A 20994-nucleotide genomic window follows, 5' to 3' on the forward strand; every position below is an offset into this window, starting at 1 on the left:
CTTGGCTTGAGCGATGCTGGTCTAGCCCGCCGCGCGGGGCAGGGAGCCGTTTGCCGTGATCTCGGCCGAGAGCTCCTCGATCGTCTTGCGCTGCTCCATGGCGGCGCGCCGGATCAGCGCAAAGGCGGCCGGCTCGGCGAGTGCGTGCGTGTGCATGACCTGGAGGACGGCGGCGAGCACGACGCGGCGGGATCGAAGACGCTGTTCGAGTTTGAGCACCTGCTGCTTCAGCTCGTTGGTGCGCTCGCTTCGCTCGAAGGCGAGGACCAGTGCGGCATAGATGCCGGCCGAGCGCAGCGGCTTGACCAGGAACGAGGCCGGATCGAGGTCGAGCACCAGCTTCAGGCGGCTCGGCGTCTCGGTGCCGAGCAGGGCGATGACCGGGCTTCGCCCAAGCGCCGCGCGCTGCGCCGGCGAGGTGAGCGGCAGGAATTCGTCGTCGATCAGCGTCACGTCCGGCCGGCAGTCGATTTTGCCGCCGCCATCCCATGTGACGATGTCGATCCCGAGACGCTCGAACTGGCGCCTGACGATGGTGGCGTCACGCTCGTCCTTGATGGCGACGAGCGCCTTGCGCCCGCGCAGCGAAAATGACGACGGCTTGCTCATTTCACAACCCGCAAATGCGGCGCATTCGGCAACGTTCCATCCCTTGCGGGGCCGGCGGCGATGTCGAGCTGCGTCAGATAGGGATCCGGTTTAACCGGAGCTTCAGCTTCCCAGAAGATGTCAAACTGTCCGTCGGCGTTGGAGACGGCGAGCCGCGGCGTCAAGACGCAGTGGTTGTTGCTGCCGTCGATCCAGACCGGGCCTTGCGGCGAATTGTAGCGGTGGCCGGCCGCGGCGCGCCGCACCTCACCGATATCGGACGTGCCGGCGCGTTGTAGCGCGCGGGCCAGCAGATAGACCGCGACATAGGCGGATTGCCCGTCCACCGACGGGCTGCTGTGCTCGCCGTGACGTGCCTTCCAGCGCGCGACGAAGGCCTGGTTCTCGGGCAGGCGAATGCTTTCGAAATAGGCCGACGATGTGATGCAGCCGGCCGATGCGGGACCTGCGATCTTGAGCTCGGGCTCACACAGGCTGCAGCTCAGCATCGGGATGTCGAGACCCGCCGCGGTGGTCGCGGCATGAAACGCACGGATGAAATCATAACTCGAACTGCCGACCAGCGTGTTGAAGACAACCGGCGGCCTGCGCCGCACGATCTCGTCGACGATATGCGTGACCGCGCTTTCACCGAGCTCGAGCAGGCGTTCCGCGAGAATCCGTCCCCGCGCCGCCGTCACCAGCTCGCGGGTGACGCGATTGGTTTCCCAGGTCCAGACATAGTTGGAGCCGACGCAGAAGATCTCGCGCGACAGATTGTCGAGCACGTAGCGCACCAGCGGCAGCACGTTGTGATTGGGCGAGGCGCCGACATAGATGACGTTGTCGGAGCATTCGAACCCCTCGTAGCGTGCCGGATACCAGAGCAGGCGGTCGGTGCGCTCGACGATCGGAAGCACCTGTTTGCGGGAAGCCGAAGTGTAGCAGCCGATGATGTGCTCGACCCCGACATTGCGAATGAGATCGTCGCAGACCGTATGATATTCCGAAATGACGCCGCGGGGATCGCGGACATGCGCCGATATCGCGAAGTCGAACTCGTCCTGCTCGTTGATCTCGTCGACCGCCATCATGGCGCTCTTCAGGATCTCGCGCCCCATGGCCTGATAGGGCCCGTGCTGCGAGCAGATAATGCCAACGGGAATGGACGGCTTTGTCATCGACGACTTTCAGTGCAACTCATGCAGGAAACCATCTTCGCAGAGGCCGGTGCAAGTGGTCATGCCGATTTGCTGCGCAGCACCTCGCGAAATTTGTGCAGCCAGCGTCGTTGACAACGCGCTGCACATCTCCTTAGAATTTTCTCCTACAGGGCTTCCTGTCGAACCTTGCGTGCGTCGATTTGGCCGATGACGTCCCGATCGCCGCGCAGAGTGCTCCGTTCGATCCCGGACCCACGCGATAGTTCATAGCCGCGGCATTTGGGCCATTCGTCACCTTCGTTTGGAGGGGCGGGTGGCTTTTTGCTTTTGCCGCCAAACAAATTGGCGACACATCCGTGTCGCCAAGCCGGAGGCGCATGCGGGGTGATGGGCAGTGCCTGCGCTTGCGTCGTGCCAAGTGCGGGGATGAGAAACGATGCCGACGACGGATCTTCACTATCTCGGGCTCATTGAGGTCGGGCAGCAAATCCAGGCCAGGAAACTCTCGCCGGTCGAGGTGACCAAGGCGATGCTCGGGCGGATCGAGCAGCTCGACGACCAGCTCAAGAGCTACGCCCATGTGATGGGCGACGCAGCGCTCGCCCAAGCCGCGGCAGCCGAAAAGGAGATCGCGTCCGGCAAGATCAAGGGGCCGCTGCACGGCGTGCCGATCGCAGTCAAGGATTTGTGCTGGGTCAAGGGCGCGCCGGCCGCGCACGGCATGACTATTCATCGCGACTTCCGTCCGAGTGAGGATGCCACTGTGGTCGCGCGGCTGAAGGATGCCGGCGCTGTCATCCTCGGCAAGCTACAGCAGACCGAGGGTGCCTATGCCGATCATCACCCGAAGATCGATCCGCCGAAGAATCCGTGGAATGCCGATCTGTGGTCCGGCGCATCGTCGAGCGGTTCCGGCGTCGCCACCGCGGCGGGGCTTTGCTTCGGTTCGCTTGGCACCGACACGGGCGGGTCGATCCGCTTTCCCTCAGCCGCCAACGGCATCACCGGGCTGAAGCCGACCTGGGGCCGCGTCAGCCGTTACGGCGCTTTCGAGCTCGCCGCAACTCTGGATCACATCGGTCCGATGGCGCGCAGCGCGGCCGATTGCGGCGCGATCCTCGCCGTGATCGCAGGCCAGGATCCGAAGGACACCACGTCCGTGCCGCTATCCGTGCCGGACTATCTCGCTGGTTTGTCCGGAGACTTGCGCGGCGTGACGATCGGGGTCGATCGGCGCTGGACCAGCGAGGGCACCGACGAGGCTGCCGGCAAGGTGCTCAGCGAAGGTCTGCGGGTTGCCGCTGATCTCGGCGCGAAGATCAAGGAGATTACGTTCCCAGATCCGAAGGCGGTCATCGAAGACTGGTTCCCGCTGTGCGGCATTGAAGTCGCCGTCGCGCACGAAGAAACCTATCCGGCGCGCAAGGAGGAATACGGTCCGGCGCTTGCCGGCCTGCTCGATCTCGGCCGGACGCAGTCCGGCATGGACTATCAGAAGATCGTGCTGCGGCGCGAGGCGTTTCGCGGCGCCGTGCGGCTGCTGTTCGAGACGGTCGATCTCATCGCGGTCCCGGCCCAGGCGTTCGCTGCGCCGACATTGGCCAAGATGGCGGCACTCGGTGAGGACCCGTCGCTGATCACGGGGCTGCTGCGCTTCACCTGTCCGTTCGACATGACCGGCAGCCCGACCGTGACGCTTCCCGGCGGCTTTGCGCCGAACGGCGGTCCGGTCGCCTTCCAGTTTGTCGGCCGTCATTTCGACGAGGCAAGTCTCGTCCGTGCGGGCGATGCCTTCCAGCGCGTCACCGACTGGCACAAGCGCCATCCCGCGATTTGAGTTGAGGAGCGTTCGCATGACCGAAGACTGGTTGAAGAGTTCCATCATGGCCAAGCGGGCCGTCGCCAAGGGCGCGACGGGCACGACCCATAGTTTGACGATCGAGCAACAGGGCAGCTTCCATTACGTCTATGGACCCTATGCCGAGCCGACCCTGTTGATCGATCCGGGCGGGGTGGTCGTCGTCGAGACCGAGGATGCCTTCGGCGGCGTGCTCACCAGCGAGACCGACAGCCCCACGGCGAAGCTGAACTTCCCCTACCTGAACCCGCAATGCGGGCCGATCGCGGTCAAGGGCGCCAGGAAGGGCGATTGCCTCGCCGTCTATATTCGCGACGTCGAGACCCGCGGCGCGCAGCCGGCCGGAACGACCTGCATCATTCCGGAGTTCGGCGGCCTGGTCGGAACGGCATCCACGGCGCTGCTCAATCCGCCGCTGCCGGAGCGCGTCAAGAAGCTGCATGTCGATCGCAACGGCGTGCGCTGGAACGACAAGATCACGCTGCCGTATGAGCCGTTCATCGGCACGATCGGCGTGTCGCCCGAGATCGAGGCGATCTCCTCGCTGCAGCCCGACTATCACGGCGGCAACATGGACCTGCCCGACGTCGCGCCTGGCTCGATCATCTATTTTCCGGTGCATACCGAAGGCGGGCTGCTCTATGTCGGCGACTGCCACGCCACGCAGGGCGACGGCGAGCTCTCGGGCGTCGCGCTCGAGCAGCGCGCCACCGTGACGCTGCAGATCGATCTGATCAAGAACTGGAGCTTCGCCTGGCCGCGGCTCGAGACGCGCGACTTCATCATGACGATCGGCAGCGCGCGGCCGCTCGAGGACGCGGCACGGATCGCCTATCGCGAGCTCGTGCGCTGGATGAGCGCGGACTACGGCTTCGACGAGATCGACGCCTACATGCTGCTCAGCCAGGCCGGCCGCATGCGGCTCGGCAACATGGTCGACCCCAAATACACGATGGGGGCGTCGATCCTGAAGAATTACCTCAAGGCGTGACTTCCACATCTTTCAACGACAAGGAACATCGCGATGAATTCGGGGCGTATAGTCGGAATGGCTTTGCTTGGTGCCGTGCTCGGGACGGCAGTCATTGGTGCTGCCCAGGCGGCCGACCCGCCATTGAAGGTCGGCTTGCTGGAGGACGTCTCCGGCGATCTGGCATTCATGGGCATGCCGAAGCTGCATGGATCGCAGCTCGCGGTCGAGGAGATCAACAAGAGCGGCGGCATTCTCGGCCGCCAGATCGAGCTGATTCACCTTGATCCCCAAGGTGACAATGCCCGCTATCAGGAGTTCGGTCGCCGCCTGCTCAACCGCGACAAGGTCGACGTGCTGATCGGCGGCATCACCTCTGCCTCGCGCGAGGCATTGCGTCCGATCGTCGATCGCACCACCACGCCGTACTTCTATACGAACCAGTATGAAGGCGGCGTCTGCGATGCCTCCATGGTCAGCATGGGTGCGGTGCCGGAGCAGCAGTTCTCGACGCTGATCCCCTGGATGGTCCAGAAGTTCGGCAAGAAGGTCTACGTCATCGCGGCAGACTATAATTTCGGCCAGATCTCCGCGGAGTGGAACCGCAAGATCATGAAGGACCTCGGCGGCGAGGTCGTGGGCGAGGAGTTCATCCCGCTCGGCGTATCGCAATTCGCGCAGACGATCCAGAACATCCAGAAGGCGAAGCCGGATTGGCTGCTGACGATCAATGTCGGTGCCGCGCAGGACTCGTTCTTCGAGCAGGCGGCCGCCGCCAACCTCAACTTGCCGATGGGGTCCTCGATCAAGGTCATGCTCGGCTTCGAGCACAAGCGGTTCAAGCCGCCGGCGCTCAACAACATGCATGCGACCGCCAACTGGTTCGAGGAGATCGACACGCCCGAAGCCAACGACTTCAAGAAGCGCTGGCACGCCAAGTTCCCCGACGAGCTCTACATCAACGACATGGGCTACAACGCCTATAACGCGCTCTACATGTACAAGGCGCTGGTCGAGAAGGCGAAGTCGACCAAGCTCGATGACATGCGCAAGGTGATTGCGACCGGTGATGCCTGCATCGACGCCCCCGAGGGCAAGGTCTGCATCGATCCGAAGAGCCAGCATACGTCGCACCGCATGCGCCTGATCTCGGTCGGGCCCAAGCACGAGGTGACCGTCGAGAAGGACTACGGGACGATCCAGCCTTACTGGCTCGGCGAGATCGGCTGCGACCTCACCAAGAAGAACGACAAGGACCAGTACACGCCGAGTCATCTTCCCAACAAATCGTGATGCAAGCGGGCACGAATCTTGCTCGTGTTTTGCATTACGGCCTTGAAGCGAACCGGCGCCGCAATGATGCGGCGCCGTGATCACGGAGAGTGGAATGTCGGCTGAACTCTTCTCGCTATTCTATCAATTCGCCGACGTCTTCGCGTTCCTGATCCTGTCGGCGGCGGGCCTTGCCATCGTGTTCGGCATGATGGGCGTGATCAACATGGCGCATGGCGAGTTCATCATGTGCGGGGCCTATGTGACGGTCGGGCTCGTGAATCTCGGCGTGCCGCTCCCGATCGCCCAGATCCTGGCCGCCCTGACCGCGGGCATCATCGGCATGATCGTCGAGTACCTCGTCGTGCGGCGCTTCTACAAGCGTCCGCTGGATTCCCTGCTTGCCACCTGGGGCCTCAGCCTGATCGTGACGCAGTCGATGCTGCTGATCGTAGGCTCCGCGGTGCGCGGCATAGGCACGCCGGAAGGAAGTTTTGCGATCGGCGGCTACACGTTCTCGACCTATCGCCTCGTGCTGTTCGGCTGTGCGGTGGCGGTGCTGGCCGGGCTCTACATCATCTTCATGAAGACGCGCTTTGGCGTGATCGCGCGCGCCACGATGCAGAATGCGGCAATGGCGAAGGCGCTCGGCGCGCGCACCGGCCGCATCTATTCCATCAGCTTCGGGATCGGCACGGCGCTTGCGGGACTCTGCGGTGCGCTCTACGCGCCGACCATGACGCTGATCCCGACCATGGGCGCGACTTTCGTGGTCGAGAGCTTTGTCACTGTCGTGATCGGCGGTGCCAATGTCCTGCTCGGAACCGCGCCGGCCGCGGTGTTCCTGGCGATGATCAGGATGGCGCTGAATGCCAGTTATGGCCAGATCATCGGGCAGATCGGCATGCTGTTTGCCGTGATCCTGATCATACGGGTGCTGCCTGAAGGGCTATCCAGCGTGCTGGTTCGTCGTGGGCGCTAGACGGGAATTTCTGATGTTGAAGCTGCTCGACGGTCCGCAGACGCTCGGACGCGGAAAGATCTTCTGGTCCTGCTTTGTTGCCGTGCTGGCGGGCGCGTTGATCTATCCGCTGTTCGCCGACTCCTATGATGTCGGCAACTTTGCCTACTTCCTGATCTGGATATTCATGGCGCTCGGCCTCTGCCTGATGTGGGGCTACGGCGGCATGCTGTCGTTCGGCCAGACCTTCTTCTTCGGCATCGCAGGCTACGGCTATGGCGTGCTCGCCATCAACATGGGCGGAGGAACGGCCACGATTGCAGCACTCGTGCTCTCCGTTGTCATCGCGATGATGGCGGCAGGGGTCCTCGGCTATTTCATGATCTGGGGTGGGATTAGCGGGATCTTCTTCGGCATCGTGACGCTGTCGGCAACGCTGGTGCTGGCCTTCTTCCTCGGGCAGACGGCAGGACCGGAATGGCATATCGGTCCGGCCCGGCTCAACGGCTTCAACGGCATGAAGGGAATGGATCCGCTCACGGTCGGGAGTTTCGATATCGAGGGATCGGCGCTCTATTACCTCATGATCGCACTGATCGTGATCGTCTACGTCGCGCTGCGCATGCTGGTGAACTCGAGCGTCGGCAACGTGATCGTGGCGACGCGGGAAAATCCGCAGCGCGCCGAGATGCTCGGCTACGACGTCCGCAAATATCAGCTCCTGACATTCGTGATCGGCAGCGGCCTCGCGGGCCTCAGCGGCGCGCTCTACACGTCCTGGGGGCAGTTCATCACGCCGTCCAGCATCGGCCTGCCGGCGGCGGCGATGCCGATCGTCTGGGTCGCATTCTCCGGACGCAATGATTTGACCGCGACCCTGGTCGGATCGTTCCTGCTGCTGTTCGGCTTCCAGACCATCACGGTCTACAGCCAGCAGGCAGCGCTGGTGCTGATGGGTGTCCTCCTGCTCGCCACCGTGATGCTGGCGCCGCAGGGCTTTGTCCTTGGCATCGGCAAGCTTGTTGTCGACTGGTGGACCAGGCGTCGGCGGCGCGACGAGGCCCCCGCGCTGGCGGATGCCGGCCGCCTGCAATCGGATGAGACCTGAACCATGGCGCTGGTCGATGTAAAAGGCGTCTCCAAGCGCTTCGGCGGATTGACCGCCGTCTCCGAGGTCGACCTGACGGTCAATGCCGGCGAAGTTCACTGTCTGATCGGGCCCAACGGGGCCGGGAAGAGCACGCTGTTCAAGCTGATCGTCGGCCTCTATCCACCGACCACCGGCAGCATCTTCTTCGACACCGTCGATATCACCGCGGAACGACCCTACGCGCGGGTGCAACGTGGCATGAGCATCAAGATGCAGGCGCCGAGCGTGTTCAAGGAATTGCCGGTGCGGCAGAACATCCAGATCGCGCTGCAGGAACGGCTTTCGGGCGCGGAATGCCGGGTTGAGGAGGAACGGCTGCTGGTGCTGCTCAATCTGGCTGATGATGGCGGCAAGCTCGCCGGTGCGCTGTCGCATGGCCAGCAGCAATGGCTGGAGATCGGGATGGCGCTGGCGTTGCAGCCGCAGCTTTTGCTGCTGGACGAGCCGACCGCCGGCATGTCGCCGGAAGAGACCTACAAGACCGGCGAACTGATCAAGTCGTTCAACGCCGAGGGCATGACGGTTCTGGTCGTCGAGCACGACATGGCGTTCGTGCGTCAGGTCGCCCAGCGCGTCACCGTTCTGCATCTTGGCAAGATCTTCGCGCGCGGCAGTCTCGAGGCCATTCTGGAGGACGAGAAGGTCGCGGAAATCTACTTGGGTAAGACCCATGCCCACTGATCGCATTCTGGACGTATCGGGACTTTGGGCGGGCTACGGCGCGACGCCGATCCTGCAGGGCGTCAGCATGCAGGTCTCGCGCGGCGAGATCGTCGGCGTGATCGGCCGCAATGGCGTCGGCAAATCGACCCTGATGCGCTGCCTGATCGGCCTGCTGCAGACCTGGCGCGGTACCATCACCTTCATGGATCAGGATGTCACGCAGCTCGAGGCCGATGCGCGGGCGCGCGCCGGCTTCGGCTACATCCCGCAGGGCCGCGACGTGTTTCCGCAAATGAGCGTCGAGGAGAACCTGCAGGTCGGCGAGCTGATCGGCGGGCCCGACGGAAAGAAGCTGCCGGAGCTGGTCTATACGTATTTTCCGCGCTTGAAGGAGCGCCGGCGGCAGATCGCAGGCACCATGTCGGGCGGCGAGCAGCAGCAGCTCGCGATCGGCCGCGCGCTGATCGGCAATCCGTCGCTGATGATCCTCGACGAGCCATCCGAGGGCATCCAGCCATCGATCGTGCAGCACATCTGCGAGGCGCTGCAATCGTTCCGCGCCGAGCTCGGCACCACGATCATCTTCGTCGAGCAGAACCTCGACACCATCCTGGCGATCGCCCAGCGCTGCTACATCATGGAAAAGGGCAAGATTACGCGATCGCTGGCCGGCGAGGAGGTCAACGCGGACAATGTTCGCGCGCAGCTGCTGCTTTGATCGGCTACGCCATGTGGTGAGGAAGTGCGGGTTCAACAATCGATAACAACGGAGGGAATGGATATGGATCTGGGACTCAAGGGCGCAAAGGTTCTCGTGACAGGCAGCACCAAGGGAATCGGCCGCGCGATCGCCGACACATTCGCGGCCGAGGGGGCCAATGTCGGCATCTGCGCGCGCAACCAGGCGGATGTCGACGCTGCGGTGACCGCGATCAAGGCCAAGGGCGTTGCGGCGTTCGGCGGTGCGGTCGACGTCTCGAATGGGCCGGCGCTGAAGGCCTGGGTCGCCGACATGGCGTCGAAGCTCGGCGGCATCGACGTTGTCGTCGCCAATGTCAGCGCGCTGTCGATCGGGCAGGACGAGGAGAGCTGGGAGAAGGAATTCTCCACCGACATGATGGGGACGGTGCGGCTCGTCAACGCCGCGATGCCGTATCTTGAGAAGAGCGCGGCGGCGGCGATCGTCACGATCTCCAGCGTATCGGGACGCGAGGTCGATTTCGCCAGCGGTCCTTACGGCACGTTCAAGGCCGCGATCATCCACTACACGCAGGGCTTGGCCTACCAGCTTGCGGCGAAGGGCATCCGGGCCAATTCGGTGTCGCCGGGGAATACCTATTTCGAGGGCGGCGTCTGGAACATCATCAAGGACGGCAATCCCGAACTGTACAAGACCGCGTTGGCGCTCAACCCGACCGGCCGGATGGGCACGCCGCAGGAGATGGCAAACGCCGCGGTGTTCCTGGCGAGCAAGGCGGCGAGCTTCATCACGGGGACCAACCTCGTCGTGGACGGCGCCTTGACGCGCGGTGTTCAGTTCTAGCCGGGGCGACAACGACATGTCAGCGGATCCATTGCATTACAAGTCGATCACCGAGATCTCCGGGCTCATTCGCCGCGGCGAGGCGAAGCCCTCGGAGATCACGGAGGCGATCCTCGGCCGGATCGCGAAACTCGACGGGCAGTTTCATGGCTATGCGCTCGTCCTTGCGGAGCGGGCCATGGCGCAGGCGAAGCAGCGCGATGTGGAGATTGCGAAGGGCATCTGGCGCGGCCCGCTGCATGGCGTTCCGATCGGGCTGAAGGACCTCTGCTACACGACGTTTGCGCCGACCGCAGGCGGCACGACGATCCATGCGAAGTTCGTGCCGTCCTTCAATGCCACGATCGTGGATCGGCTGGAATTCGCCGGCGCGATCACGCTCGGCAAGCTCAAGATGACGGAGGGCGCCTATACCAGCCATCATCCAGCGGTTCAGGCCCCGCTCAATCCGTGGAATGTGAACTACTGGGTCGGCTCGTCGTCGAGCGGGTCGGGCGTCGCGACATCGGCAGGGCTCTGCTACGGCTCGATCGGCAGCGACACTGGCGGCTCGATCAGGTTTCCATCGGCGACCTGCGGCTTGACCGGCATCAAGCCGACCTGGGGCCGCGTCAGCCGGCACGGCGTCTTCCCGCTGGCGGACTCGCTCGACCACGTCGGACCGATGTGCCGCAGCGCTGCCGACGCCGCGGCAATGCTCGGCGTCATCGCCGGCGCGGATGCCAACGATCCGACCGCCTTGCGCGCGCCGGTGCCGAACTATCTGGCCGGCGCAGGCGATGGCATCCGGGGCGTGCGGATCGGCGTCGATCGCAGATACACCCAGGAGGGGATCGATCGGCAGGTCGTCGCCGCTCTGGTGCAGGCCGAGCGCACGCTCGCCGATCTCGGCGCCGATATCCGCGAGGTGCATTTCCCGCCCTATCAGAAGCTCGTCAGCCAGTGGATTACGATGTGTTCGGTGGAAACGGCGGAGGCGCATCTGGATACGTACCCGTCGCGGAAGTCGGAATATGGACCGGACCTCGCGCAGCTGATCGAGCAGGGCAGGGCGACGAGCGGCGTCGACATTGCGGCGATCCATCACGAGCGCCTGAAGTTCGCAGGCAGCCTCGCTGCGATGTTCGAGGATATCGATCTCTTGCTGATCCCGACGATGCCGGTGCCGATCCCGACGCTGACGAAGATGAGCGAATACGGCGCCGACCCCAACGTCCTCCTGAACATCCTGCGCTTCACGGCGGTGTTCGACTTCTCGGGCAGCCCAACCATCACGCTGCCGATGGGCATGGCGTCGGACCAGATGCCGCTCAGCATGCAGCTGGTCGGCCCGCATCTGTCCGAAGACGTGCTGGTCCGCGCCGGCGCTGCGTTCCAATCGGTGACGGACTGGCATACGCGGCGGCCGCCGATCGAATGATGCTGCGTCAATGGCGGTCGCGCTTTATCAGGCCTTGCCGGCAAGCCGGGCCGCGATCGCGCGATAGCCGCGCATCCACATGTGATCGAGATCGAGGTCCATCGGCAGCGGCTGCGAGGAGACGCGCGCGATCACGGTCTCGTTGGCCGGGTCGATGTAGATCCATTGGCCATGGATGCCGACCGCGGCGAACGGGGGTTCGTTGCGATCAATCGTGTACCACTTGTTGCGGTAGTTGCCGTTCGGAAACACCTTGGTCAGGTCGCCACGCGACCAGGCCTCGGCATTGCCGTTCTGCCTGATGTCGTCGACCCACCAGCCAGGGACCACCTGCCGTCCGTTGCTGATGCCGTGGTTGCGCATCATCTCGCCGAAGCGGGCGAGATCGCGCAGTGTCGCGCAGATGCCGCCGGCGACGCGCGCCGCGCCGCGCGAGTCGACGGCGATGTAGGCATCGTGCTCGGCGCCCATCGGCTGCCACAGATAGTGCGCGAGGATCTTCGCGTAGGATATGCCGCAGGCGCGCTCATAGACCCAGCCGAGCACGTCGGTGTTGGTCGAGACGTAGTGGAAGATTTGCCCGTGCGGCGTACCGTTCGGCCGCAGGGTGCGCAGATAATCGCGTAGGTTGGTCGGCGGCACGGTCGGGTCGGGTGGCTGCCAGCCGGTCGAGCGCCGGTAGTTCATGACGTCGCCGTCGCGCGCCATATAGTCCTCGTCGAAGCGGATGCCGACGCTCATGTCGAGCAGGTGCCGCACCGTGCAGCTGCCGCCATAGACCGATCCCTCCATCTCCGGGATGTAGCGCGTCACCGGCGCGTCGGGATCGAGCTTGCCGCGATCCGCCAGGATCCCGCCGAGCGTTCCGGCGACCGACTTGCTGACCGAGAAAATCAGATGCGGAGTGTCCGGCGTCAGGCCGTGGGCATACCATTCGAAAGCGACCTGTCCGCGGTGCGACACGACGATGCCGTCGGTGTGGCTTGCGCGCAGGGCCTGGCCGACGCCGACCGTCTCACCGCGCGGGTCAGCGAAGCTGACGTCGTCGAGATAGCGCGGCGCAAAGGACAGCGGCGCCGGTGCCGAGGCGCGCGCGATGTTGGCGGTGGGCAGCAGTTCGCGGACATTGCGGAATGCCCACTCGCTGAAGGGATGCTGGCGCCAGTTGGCGAGCGTGACTTGTTCGTCGGCCGCCGACGGGAAGGCGGACATGATGCGACGCGAATTCATTGTTGATCCAATTATGATACCGGGGACGTGCAGAAGTTCCGTATCGGTCGCGCCGCTTGCAATCAACCAGATGGTGGAGGTCATGTCCGGGTTACTCCGGCGTAACCGTTTCCGGGATGTGCGCTTGGCCCGCAATTTGCTTGACTATGCCCCGCGTCTGTCTCAGCGTGCCGGCGATGCGACGCGCAGACGTTCGCCATCGGGAAACATCGGGAGGTAGGTCATGATCGCGCTTCTGGGCCGACCGGATCCGGCAACCACGCAGGCCATCCAGTTCGCGCGCGGGATTCTCGAAGGGTCGGCGACCGCGTTCTACGAGGTCGACGGCAATCTGACCCTCAACCGCTTCGTGCTCTCTAGCAACGTCCCGCCGAGTTTCCACGACCAGTATCTCGCCGGCATGAACCGGCTCGATCCGTTGCATCCGCGCTCCGCGAGCAACCGGCCGATTGCCCGGTTGAGCGTCGCGCTCAACCAATGCGCATCGCAAGAGGCGGCGACCTACCGTGCCTTCGCCGGGCAATGCGGCGTCGCCGACATGATCGAGTTCTTCTTCCGCCGCAACGACCGGATCGTGGCCGGAATGAGCGTGCTCTGGGCGCCGGGCTGCGCGATTCCCGACGGCAGCATGCACATTGCCGAGAAGATCCACGATTACCTCGAATTCAACCTGACCAGCCGCCTGTCGTCGAACGCCGATGAGCCGGCGCGCTACGGACTGACCTCGCGCGAGATGGAAGTGGTCGAACTGCTGTGCTGCGGCCGCACCAACCGCGAGATCGGCGAGTGCCTGAGCATCGGTCTTGCGACGGTGAAGACTCACCTGATCCATATCTTCGAGAAGCTCGGCGTCGAGACCCGCTCCGCCGTCGTCGCGCTGATGTCGCGGCCGCATTGAGGGCGTGAGCCGTCGATTGCGAGCACGGCTCTTGCCCCACCGTCGTCCCGGCGAAGGCCGGGACCCATACTCCGCAGCAGATGTTGTTGACGGGACTCGTTGTTCCAGCATTGCGCAACAATTTGCATTTGTGGTTATGGGTCCCGGCCTTCGCCGGGACGACAGCGAAAATGTTGCGCGGCCTGTGAGTCATACAACCGCATTCTCGCGACATGAATCGCCCGAGCTTTGCTCTTCATTCCGCCCTCTCTCTCGAAGAGGGCGCAGGGAAAGCCGGGTGCCGATCGCACCCATGGGCCCCGAGCAAAAGGTAGAAAGCTCGGGGGGTAGGACCACAGGTGTAACCGGAGACTCCGGCTTTCCCTGCGCGATGGGTTACGGCTTACTTCGTGCTCTCCCCGGCGAGACTGGGCTTGTTTGTCACCGTCTTCACAAGACGCGTGAGCGCTTTGTGAAAAGACACCTGCCGCTAGGGCGTCAGGACCACACGACTTCACCGTCCGCCTCATGCGCACTCGTCAGTTGCGCAATCAACGTCCACCGCATCTCACCGCAACACCCGTGACGATGCGCAGCGCCCCTCGATCGGGTGAGACGCGCAGACCATACACTGAGTTGCAGTTCCGATAAACCGAATTATTTTGATGGCGAGGGGTTGACACGTTTTGCTGAGTTGCCCGTCGGGTTAGTTTGTCGCATCCCGAATGGGGCGGGACCGTCGCTCCGTGGGCCGAAGCGGCGATCCCTGATCGCGCGATGTGCATGGTCGGGGTGTGGGGCTGACGTCGGCCAAACCGCACGACTGAGGACATAGTAAAATCGACAGTTGCGCGCGACAATTGCCATTCTGAACTAGCTCTGAGTAACAGATCTCGCGGTGAGCGGACTCAGCAGCGCAAAAGTAGTAGCGCGGCGCAGCAATTGCGGTTCCTGGTGGATGAAATTCGGGGGAGAGGCGTAACGTCATGGCTGGAGGCTGGCCGCTACAGTCTCCGAAGCCGCCGTGAGCCCCAGCTCACCCCCTGGGCTGGGGCTCGCCGGAGCGCACATTCGAAGCGCAGCGACGCGCACGCCGATCACAGGCGCGAGCTGATTTTCGTTGTCGCAGGCTTCGTCGCTGCCTTTGACTTTGCTCGCGTTTTCACGCCATGCCTGGAAGATGCCGCAATTCGCGTGTGTCGCTTGCCGATCAGCCTGGCGTGGCTCGATGCTGAACGATGAGCTACGTATTCCGGACCGTCGATTGGTCCGAGATGCGCTGGGTCTCCATTCAAATATGGACGTCCGACTCCGAACTGCTTTTCGTGTTCGTCGATCCATTTCCATAATCGCTTGGTCTCGATTACGCGCTCGTCCTTGCTCCCGCCGTTCATGCTGATGATGTCTGCGGCGAGCCCGTGACCATAGCCTCCTCGCGAACTGCCACCGTGATAGGACTTGTCATTCGCGGCCTTCAGCCCGCTCGCGATTGATTGTCGATAGTCATCTCGGAATCCGCTTGTGATCCCAGGTGCCAGTCCGGCCTGTTCTGCTGCATGGAGCAAATAAAACAGCTTTCCCTTGAAGGCTCGATCCATCCCTCCGATCACATAATCCATCAGAGGCATGCCGGCTTTATCTGCTGCTCTGGGGTCCTTCCATCCGAAGTCATTTTCGACCCGCTTGGGGATGCTGCGAGTGACGGTGATCTGTTTTCCCTTCCGCTTGATCGTTACGTCCGTTTTCTCGTAGACGACGATCCAGTCGGTCTTCGGCGCTCGCGTGTAAAGTACTCCAAGGAACCGGTCGATGCATGCCTCGGCAACAAAGCACTCGTCCAGGACCAAGACTGTATCGACATTGTCAGGAGCGGCCTTGAGCGGGTCGACAACGTTGGCCGTCTGAGATGCTTGCTCGGATTGCTTCTCGGTTTCCGTCGTAGGCAGAGCCTCGGGGCTCGCTCGGTCCGCACCTGGCGGCGCGCTCCGAGCATCGGCTTGAGCCGACGGTTCGGATGCTGTCACCTGTGGGCCCGACTCTTCCGTGGGCGACGCCGCGTGCACATCGCGAACGACGACACCGCATGACAGTGTGATCAGAGGCGCGGCAATGCGTAACCAACCAGCTCCGCAACCGAACTGATTTCGCCTGGTGCCATGAACCTCTTTGCGAGATGACATCCGCATTGGAAATCAAACATGGGCCAAATTGATCATGACAGCGTGCCATCGCGCTCTGAGCTTGGCAACCAGTTAACCACCGCAGAATTAGCCGGCGAACACGCAACTACGCAGATAGGCCAAAGCACTCTTCACGCACAGGTTTTGCGGCCTTGCCGTCGGATCAATTCGCCGCGTCCGGAAAGCGTCCGGCGAGACAAACCTCGCCTGTATTCACCGATCCACCGTTAGGTGGATTGCCGCTCGCCGCGCAGCCGGCCGAGACTCCGCCAGGGACCGGTGTCGTTTTCGACAATGTTGGCGAGCGGCTGCCGCTCACAGCATTTGAGGATCCGACATGCGTGATTTTATGGCCATCGGCCGCTCGGTGGCGGTTGCGGAGCGTGGCATGGCCGCAACCTCGCACCCGCAGGCGACGCTTGCCGCGGTCGAGATGTTGAAGGCCGGTGGCAACGCGGTCGATGCAGCCGTGGCCGCGGTGGCGGTGCAGGGCGTCGTCGAGCCGCAGATGACCGGGATCGGCGGCGACTGCTTTGCGCTGTATTCGCCCAAGGCCGGCGAGCCGATCGCGCTGAACGGCTCCGGCCGCACGCCCGCCGGCACCGATACTGAAAAATATGCCGGCAGCGGCGCGCGCGACATTCCGCCGACCGCGCCTGAGGCTGTGACCGTGCCCGGCGCCGTCGACGCGTGGTGCAGGCTGGTCGCCGATCACGGCAGCAGGTCGCTGGAGGAGATCTTCCGGCCGGCGATTGCGGCGGCCGAGCAGGGCTTTTGCGTGACACCGCGCGTTGCGGAAGACTGGCGCCGCTTCCGGGCGCGGATCGAGATCGACGCCAATGCCGCGGCGCAGTTCCTTCCCGGCGGCAAGGCGCCTGAGGTCGGCGACATCCGCACGCAGCCTGCGCTTGGCCGGACCCTGCGCCGCATCGCGCAGCACGGGCGCGAGGGGTTCTACGCAGGCGAGGCCGCCGACGAGATGGTCGGCATCTTGCGCGGGCTCGGCGGCGCCCACAGCACCGAGGATTTCGCAGCGCAGACCTCGGACTACGTGCAGCCGATCTCGGCACTCTACCATGACCACGACGTGATCGAGTGTCCGCCGAACGGGCAGGGCCTGGCGGCGCTGATGATCCTGCGGACACTTGCCGGCTTCGATGTCGGCGCGCTGGCGCAGGCCGATCGGATCCATCTGCTCGCCGAAGCGACCAAGGCCGCCTACCGCGCGCGCGACGCCTTCTTCTGCGATCCCGCCGCCGGCAAGGTCGATCCGACCGCATTCCTTGCCGACGATTATATCGGGAGGATCCGCAGCAAGATCGACATGAACCGCGCGTCCGCGCCCGCGGCCTGGGATGATATCGAGCATCGCGACACCGTCTATGTCACGGTGGTCGACCGCGACCTCAACGCCGTCTCGCTGATCAACTCGCTGTTCTATCCGTTCGGCAGCGGCATCTATGCGCCGAAGTCCGGCGTCCTGCTGCACAACCGCGGCTGGAGTTTTCGCGCCCGGCCCGGACATCTCAATTCGCTCGGGCCACGCAAGCGCCCGATGCACACCATCATTCCGGGCCTGCTGCGCAAGGACGGCAAGACCGTATTGTCGTTTGGCGTAATGGGCGGGCACTACCAGGCCGCCGGCCATGCCAATCTGCTGTCGAACGTCTTCGATCTGAAGATGGACATCCAGGCGGCCGCCGAGGCACCGCGCTCGTTTGCCTTCGACGGCGCGCTGTCGCTGGAGACGACGATATCGCCAGCGATCCGCGACGACCTTCGCGCCCGCGGCCACGATGCCCGCTTCTCCGAGGAGCCGATCGGCGGCTGCCAGGCGATCCGCATCGACCATGCGCGCGGCGTTCTGCTCGGCGCCTCCGACCATCGCAAGGACGGGCTGGCGCTGGGCTACTGAAGTGCGATGGGACCGCGTCGAATGATGGCCGCAACGGGACTGCGCTCCCTCGCCCCGTTCTTACGGGGTTAGGGTTGGGGTGAGGGGCTGTCTCCGCGTATCCGGCAATAGCTGCGTTTGCGGAGGCCCCCGCATCTACGATGCGTTCCGACCTCTTCCCGCAAGCGGGGCGAGGTGAAGTAGGCCGCGCCGCGCGATTTGAAATGAAGTCACCTGCTCTGGGTGCTGCGCCGGCCCGCATTGCAGCACGCGCCGGAGCATCCACCGGACGGTGGATTGTTCCAAATGCCGACATGTCGAACGTTTGGCCGATCTTGCCGGCGCCCTGCGCGGCTTCGCCGCTGTGCACCGCGAAAGGCTGATCGCTCCGGACTTTCCCAATCGAGAAGTTGATCCGTATGAACAGGACATTCGCCGACACGGTCTTCCGCAACGGCCGGATCTACACGTCGAACCGGCAGCTACCCTGGGCGGCATGCGCGGCGGTCAAGGCCGGCCGGTTCATCGCCGTCGGCGAGGAGCGCGACGTCGCGTCGCTCATCGGCGAGGGGACCAAGACCGTCGATCTCGGTGGACGAATGGCGATGCCGGGGATCGTCGATATCCACAATCACATCATGATGGGCGGGCAGGCCGATCTCTACGAGCTGCGCTTCTCGAACGCGGACAGCGTTCCACGGATCGCCGAGACCTTGCACAAGGCTGCCTCAGTGGCTGCGCCCGGCGCCTGGATCGTCGGCGGGCAGTTCGGCAACAATCTCCTGAACGAGATGAACACCGCGGAGTCCTGCGCACTGCTCGATGCGGCGTGCCTCGGACATCCGGTCGTGCTGCGCGACGACACCTATCACAATCGCTGGGCGAGCTCGGGGGCGCTGCGGCTGGCCGGCGTGCAGGCCGATACCCCCGATCCGACCGACGGCGAGATCGGTCGCGACCTCAAGAGCGGGACGCTGACCGGGATCATGATCGAGGCCGCCTCCGGCCTGGTCGAGCGGGCACTCGCGGCCTCCGGTCACTACACGGCCGAGATGGACCGTGCGGCGGTGGCGCGTTCGATCTCGGTGCTGAACGCCTACGGCGTCACCGCCTTCATCGACGCCGCCAGCATGCAGCCGATCATGGCGGCGCTGAAGGGGCTCGACGACCGCGGCGAGCTGACCGCCTGGGCGGTCTGCGCGATGCCGGTGGTCGAGCCGGGCTTCATGTTCGGCAAGGCCGGCGAGGAGCTGTTTGCGCTGCGCGAGCAGTATCGCGGCGCGCATGTGAAGCCGGACTATGTGAAGGTGTTCCTTGACGGCGTGCCGGGTGCCAAGACCGCGGCGTTCCACGAGCCATATGCGGCCGACCCCGTGCGCGGCTGCTGCTTCCGCGGATCGACCATGCTGACCGTGCCCGACCTGATCCGTTGGCTCGGGCGCTGCGAGAAGCTCGGCCTTGCCGCGAAGATCCATTGCGCGGGCGATGCCGCGGTGACGCAGGCACTCGACGCGATCGATGTCGTGCGCAGCTTCAACGGCCCAACCCACCTGGTCCATCAGATCGCGCATGCGAGCTACATCGCGCCCGACGACATCAAGCGCTTCGCCGAACTCGGGGTCGCGGCGGATCTGTCGCCGATCATCTGGTATCCGACCGTCTTCCTCGAGGCGCACAAGGCCGCGATGGGCGAGGAGCGCGCGCAACGCTTCTGGCCGAACAAGGACCTGAAAGAAGCCGGCGCACTGATGGCCGGCGGCTCGGACTGGCCGGTGATCCCGATCCCCGATCCCTGGCAGGGCATCGAAGGCATGGTGACCCGGCAGAATCCCACCGGGGATTTTCCCGGCAAGTCGTTGTGGGCCGAGCAGGCGCTCGATCTCGCCACCGTGATCGACATCTACACCATCGACGCTGCGCGCGCGGCCGGCCTCGGCCGGTCGATCGGCTCGATCGAAGTGGGTAAATCGGCCGATCTGATCGTGCTCGACCAGATGATCTTCGACATCCCGTCGGACCAGCTTGCCGACACGCGGGTCGAGATGACCTTCTTCGAAGGCCGCAAGGTTTACGAGCGGGGCGCGTGATGGGCACGGCGGATCAGATCCCGGTCACGGTGCTCACCGGCTTCCTCGGCAGCGGCAAGACCACGGTGCTGAACCATCTGCTGCGCCAGCCCGAGCTCAATGGCGTCGTCGCCATCATCAACGAGTTCGGCGAGGTGGCGCTGGATCATCTGCTGGTCGAGAGCAGCGAGGATCGTCTCGCGCTGCTCGACAATGGCTGCATCTGCTGCTCGGTGCGCGAGGATCTGATCGAGACGCTGGCCGATCTCGCCGCCCGCCGCGCCACTGGGGCGATCCCGCCGTTCCACCGCGTGCTGGTCGAGACCACGGGTCTCGCCGATCCCGTGCCGGTGCTGCACACGCTGATGACGGCGCCCGATGTCCTCAGTCGTTACCGGATCGACGGTGTGGTCGCGACCGTCGATGCCGTCAACGGCGCACATACCCTCGAGGCGCATGACGAGGCCGTCAGGCAGATCGCGGTCGCCGACCGGCTGCTGGTGACCAAGACCGACCTGGCTAGCGAAGATGTACTCGCGCGGCTCGCTGCGCGGCTCGCTGCGATCAATCCGGTCGCGACGCGCTCACATGTGCGGAACGGGATGGTCGATCCGGCGAAGGTTCTCGATGCCGGACTGTTCGATCCAGCGGCCCGCTCCGCCGATGTGGTGCGCTGGTTCGATCTGGCGGCGCAGGCGGCGAATGCGCCGCACGACCATGCGGATCACGATTGCGACGGCGAGGCGTGTGGTCATCACAGCCACCATGCGCATGACACTGATGTATCATCCTACAGCCTGATCATCGACGAGCCGATCCAGCGCGACGCCTTTGCGCGCTGGCTCGATTATGTCGCAGCGCTCAAGGGCGAGGACCTGCTGCGCTTCAAGGCGATCGTGCATGTCGCCGAACAGCCCGATGCGCCGGTCGTGGTGCATGGCGTGCAGCACGTGTTCCATCCGCCGATCGCGTTGCAGGGCTGGCCGTCGGCGGACCGGCGCTCGCGGCTCGTCTTCATCGTGCGCGGCATCCCGCGCCAGATCATCGAGAACACCCTGTGCAAGTTCGCAGCAGTGAGCCGTGCGGCGATCCTACGATCGGCGGCCTAGAGCATGATCCGGAAAAGTGTGAAGCGGTTTTCCGAAATGATCATGCTCAA

At 64.2% G+C, this 20994-nt stretch carries 17 protein-coding genes; 13 read left to right on the forward strand and 4 right to left on the reverse strand.

Features of this window, described 5'->3' with window-relative positions:
* Positions 1-21: 21 nt before the first annotated feature.
* On the reverse strand, positions 22-609 hold the full coding sequence (locus tag AAFG13_RS42440) for an ANTAR domain-containing protein (protein ID WP_342710702.1): 588 nt from the start codon (positions 607-609) through the stop codon (positions 22-24).
* Positions 606-1769, reverse strand: coding sequence for a transporter substrate-binding domain-containing protein (locus tag AAFG13_RS42445; RefSeq protein ID WP_212310842.1), 1164 nt, complete (start codon positions 1767-1769; stop codon positions 606-608). Before AAFG13_RS42445 ends, AAFG13_RS42440 begins: the two co-directional genes overlap by 4 nt.
* Before the next feature lie 418 nt (positions 1770-2187).
* Here AAFG13_RS42445 and AAFG13_RS42450 point away from each other — a divergent pair, with 418 nt between their 5' ends.
* From AAFG13_RS42450 to AAFG13_RS42490, 9 genes are all read left to right on the forward strand, one after another.
* Positions 2188-3588, forward strand: coding sequence for an amidase (locus tag AAFG13_RS42450; RefSeq protein WP_342710703.1), 1401 nt, complete (start codon positions 2188-2190; stop codon positions 3586-3588).
* A gap of 16 nt (positions 3589-3604) precedes the next feature.
* The gene (locus tag AAFG13_RS42455; RefSeq protein ID WP_342710704.1) at positions 3605-4600 is read left to right on the forward strand and encodes an acetamidase/formamidase family protein; all 996 of its coding nucleotides are present in this window, start codon (positions 3605-3607) and stop codon (positions 4598-4600) included.
* A 57-nt stretch (positions 4601-4657) separates the two neighbouring features.
* Positions 4658-5872, forward strand: a complete 1215-nt coding sequence (locus AAFG13_RS42460) for an urea ABC transporter substrate-binding protein (protein ID WP_342710705.1) — start codon at positions 4658-4660, stop codon at positions 5870-5872.
* Between the two features lie 94 nt (positions 5873-5966).
* Positions 5967-6833, forward strand: a complete 867-nt coding sequence (locus AAFG13_RS42465; RefSeq protein ID WP_342710706.1) for a branched-chain amino acid ABC transporter permease — start codon at positions 5967-5969, stop codon at positions 6831-6833.
* A 13-nt stretch (positions 6834-6846) separates the two neighbouring features.
* Complete coding sequence (locus tag AAFG13_RS42470) at positions 6847-7920, forward strand: branched-chain amino acid ABC transporter permease (RefSeq protein WP_342710707.1); 1074 nt, start codon at positions 6847-6849, stop codon at positions 7918-7920.
* 3 nt (positions 7921-7923) lie between these two features.
* The gene (locus tag AAFG13_RS42475) at positions 7924-8643 is read left to right on the forward strand and encodes an ABC transporter ATP-binding protein (protein WP_342710708.1); all 720 of its coding nucleotides are present in this window, start codon (positions 7924-7926) and stop codon (positions 8641-8643) included.
* The gene (locus AAFG13_RS42480; protein ID WP_212310835.1) at positions 8633-9343 is read left to right on the forward strand and encodes an ABC transporter ATP-binding protein; all 711 of its coding nucleotides are present in this window, start codon (positions 8633-8635) and stop codon (positions 9341-9343) included. The genes AAFG13_RS42475 and AAFG13_RS42480 overlap by 11 nt, the downstream gene beginning before the upstream one ends.
* 63 nt (positions 9344-9406) lie before the next feature.
* Positions 9407-10168: an SDR family NAD(P)-dependent oxidoreductase gene (locus AAFG13_RS42485; RefSeq protein WP_342710709.1), complete on the forward strand. Its 762-nt coding sequence runs from the start codon at positions 9407-9409 to the stop codon at positions 10166-10168.
* A gap of 16 nt (positions 10169-10184) precedes the next feature.
* Positions 10185-11588, forward strand: coding sequence for an amidase (locus AAFG13_RS42490; RefSeq protein ID WP_342710710.1), 1404 nt, complete (start codon positions 10185-10187; stop codon positions 11586-11588).
* Between the two features lie 27 nt (positions 11589-11615).
* Here AAFG13_RS42490 and AAFG13_RS42495 read toward each other — a convergent pair whose 3' ends face one another.
* Complete coding sequence (locus tag AAFG13_RS42495; RefSeq protein ID WP_342710711.1) at positions 11616-12818, reverse strand: serine hydrolase; 1203 nt, start codon at positions 12816-12818, stop codon at positions 11616-11618.
* 223 nt (positions 12819-13041) lie between these two features.
* Here AAFG13_RS42495 and AAFG13_RS42500 point away from each other — a divergent pair, with 223 nt between their 5' ends.
* Positions 13042-13716 (forward strand): LuxR C-terminal-related transcriptional regulator, encoded by a 675-nt coding sequence (locus tag AAFG13_RS42500; protein ID WP_223968711.1) that lies wholly within the window; start codon positions 13042-13044, stop codon positions 13714-13716.
* A gap of 1076 nt (positions 13717-14792) precedes the next feature.
* Here AAFG13_RS42500 and AAFG13_RS42505 read toward each other — a convergent pair.
* On the reverse strand, positions 14793-15719 hold the full coding sequence (locus AAFG13_RS42505) for a hypothetical protein (protein ID WP_342710712.1): 927 nt from the start codon (positions 15717-15719) through the stop codon (positions 14793-14795).
* Between the two features lie 493 nt (positions 15720-16212).
* On the opposite strand from AAFG13_RS42505, the gene AAFG13_RS42510 reads away from it, so the two are divergent.
* From AAFG13_RS42510 to AAFG13_RS42520, 3 genes are all read left to right on the forward strand, one after another.
* Complete coding sequence (locus AAFG13_RS42510) at positions 16213-17790, forward strand: gamma-glutamyltransferase family protein (RefSeq protein WP_342710713.1); 1578 nt, start codon at positions 16213-16215, stop codon at positions 17788-17790.
* Positions 17791-18188: 398 nt separating this feature from the next.
* Positions 18189-19856 (forward strand): amidohydrolase, encoded by a 1668-nt coding sequence (locus AAFG13_RS42515; protein ID WP_342710714.1) that lies wholly within the window; start codon positions 18189-18191, stop codon positions 19854-19856.
* Entirely contained in the window at positions 19856-20944 is a 1089-nt protein-coding gene (locus tag AAFG13_RS42520) for a GTP-binding protein (RefSeq protein WP_342710715.1), read from the forward strand. The genes AAFG13_RS42515 and AAFG13_RS42520 overlap by 1 nt, the downstream gene beginning before the upstream one ends.
* The last annotated feature ends 50 nt before the right edge of the window (positions 20945-20994 follow it).

Origin of the sequence: Bradyrhizobium sp. B124, from assembly GCF_038967635.1 — a bacterium.
Taxonomy (GTDB): Bacteria; Pseudomonadota; Alphaproteobacteria; order Rhizobiales; family Xanthobacteraceae; genus Bradyrhizobium.

Coding starts and splice junctions, on each gene's coding strand:
- AAFG13_RS42440 (WP_342710702.1), bottom strand. CDS start 609: ATGAGCAAGCCGTCGTCATTTTCGCTGCGCGGGCGCAAGGCGCTCGTC.
- AAFG13_RS42445 (WP_212310842.1), bottom strand. CDS start 1,769: ATGACAAAGCCGTCCATTCCCGTTGGCATTATCTGCTCGCAGCACGGG.
- AAFG13_RS42450 (WP_342710703.1), top strand. CDS start 2,188: ATGCCGACGACGGATCTTCACTATCTCGGGCTCATTGAGGTCGGGCAG.
- AAFG13_RS42455 (WP_342710704.1), top strand. CDS start 3,605: ATGACCGAAGACTGGTTGAAGAGTTCCATCATGGCCAAGCGGGCCGTC.
- AAFG13_RS42460 (WP_342710705.1), top strand. CDS start 4,658: ATGGCTTTGCTTGGTGCCGTGCTCGGGACGGCAGTCATTGGTGCTGCC.
- AAFG13_RS42465 (WP_342710706.1), top strand. CDS start 5,967: ATGTCGGCTGAACTCTTCTCGCTATTCTATCAATTCGCCGACGTCTTC.
- AAFG13_RS42470 (WP_342710707.1), top strand. CDS start 6,847: ATGTTGAAGCTGCTCGACGGTCCGCAGACGCTCGGACGCGGAAAGATC.
- AAFG13_RS42475 (WP_342710708.1), top strand. CDS start 7,924: ATGGCGCTGGTCGATGTAAAAGGCGTCTCCAAGCGCTTCGGCGGATTG.
- AAFG13_RS42480 (WP_212310835.1), top strand. CDS start 8,633: ATGCCCACTGATCGCATTCTGGACGTATCGGGACTTTGGGCGGGCTAC.
- AAFG13_RS42485 (WP_342710709.1), top strand. CDS start 9,407: ATGGATCTGGGACTCAAGGGCGCAAAGGTTCTCGTGACAGGCAGCACC.
- AAFG13_RS42490 (WP_342710710.1), top strand. CDS start 10,185: ATGTCAGCGGATCCATTGCATTACAAGTCGATCACCGAGATCTCCGGG.
- AAFG13_RS42495 (WP_342710711.1), bottom strand. CDS start 12,818: ATGAATTCGCGTCGCATCATGTCCGCCTTCCCGTCGGCGGCCGACGAA.
- AAFG13_RS42500 (WP_223968711.1), top strand. CDS start 13,042: ATGATCGCGCTTCTGGGCCGACCGGATCCGGCAACCACGCAGGCCATC.
- AAFG13_RS42510 (WP_342710713.1), top strand. CDS start 16,213: ATGCGTGATTTTATGGCCATCGGCCGCTCGGTGGCGGTTGCGGAGCGT.
- AAFG13_RS42515 (WP_342710714.1), top strand. CDS start 18,189: ATGAACAGGACATTCGCCGACACGGTCTTCCGCAACGGCCGGATCTAC.
- AAFG13_RS42520 (WP_342710715.1), top strand. CDS start 19,856: ATGGGCACGGCGGATCAGATCCCGGTCACGGTGCTCACCGGCTTCCTC.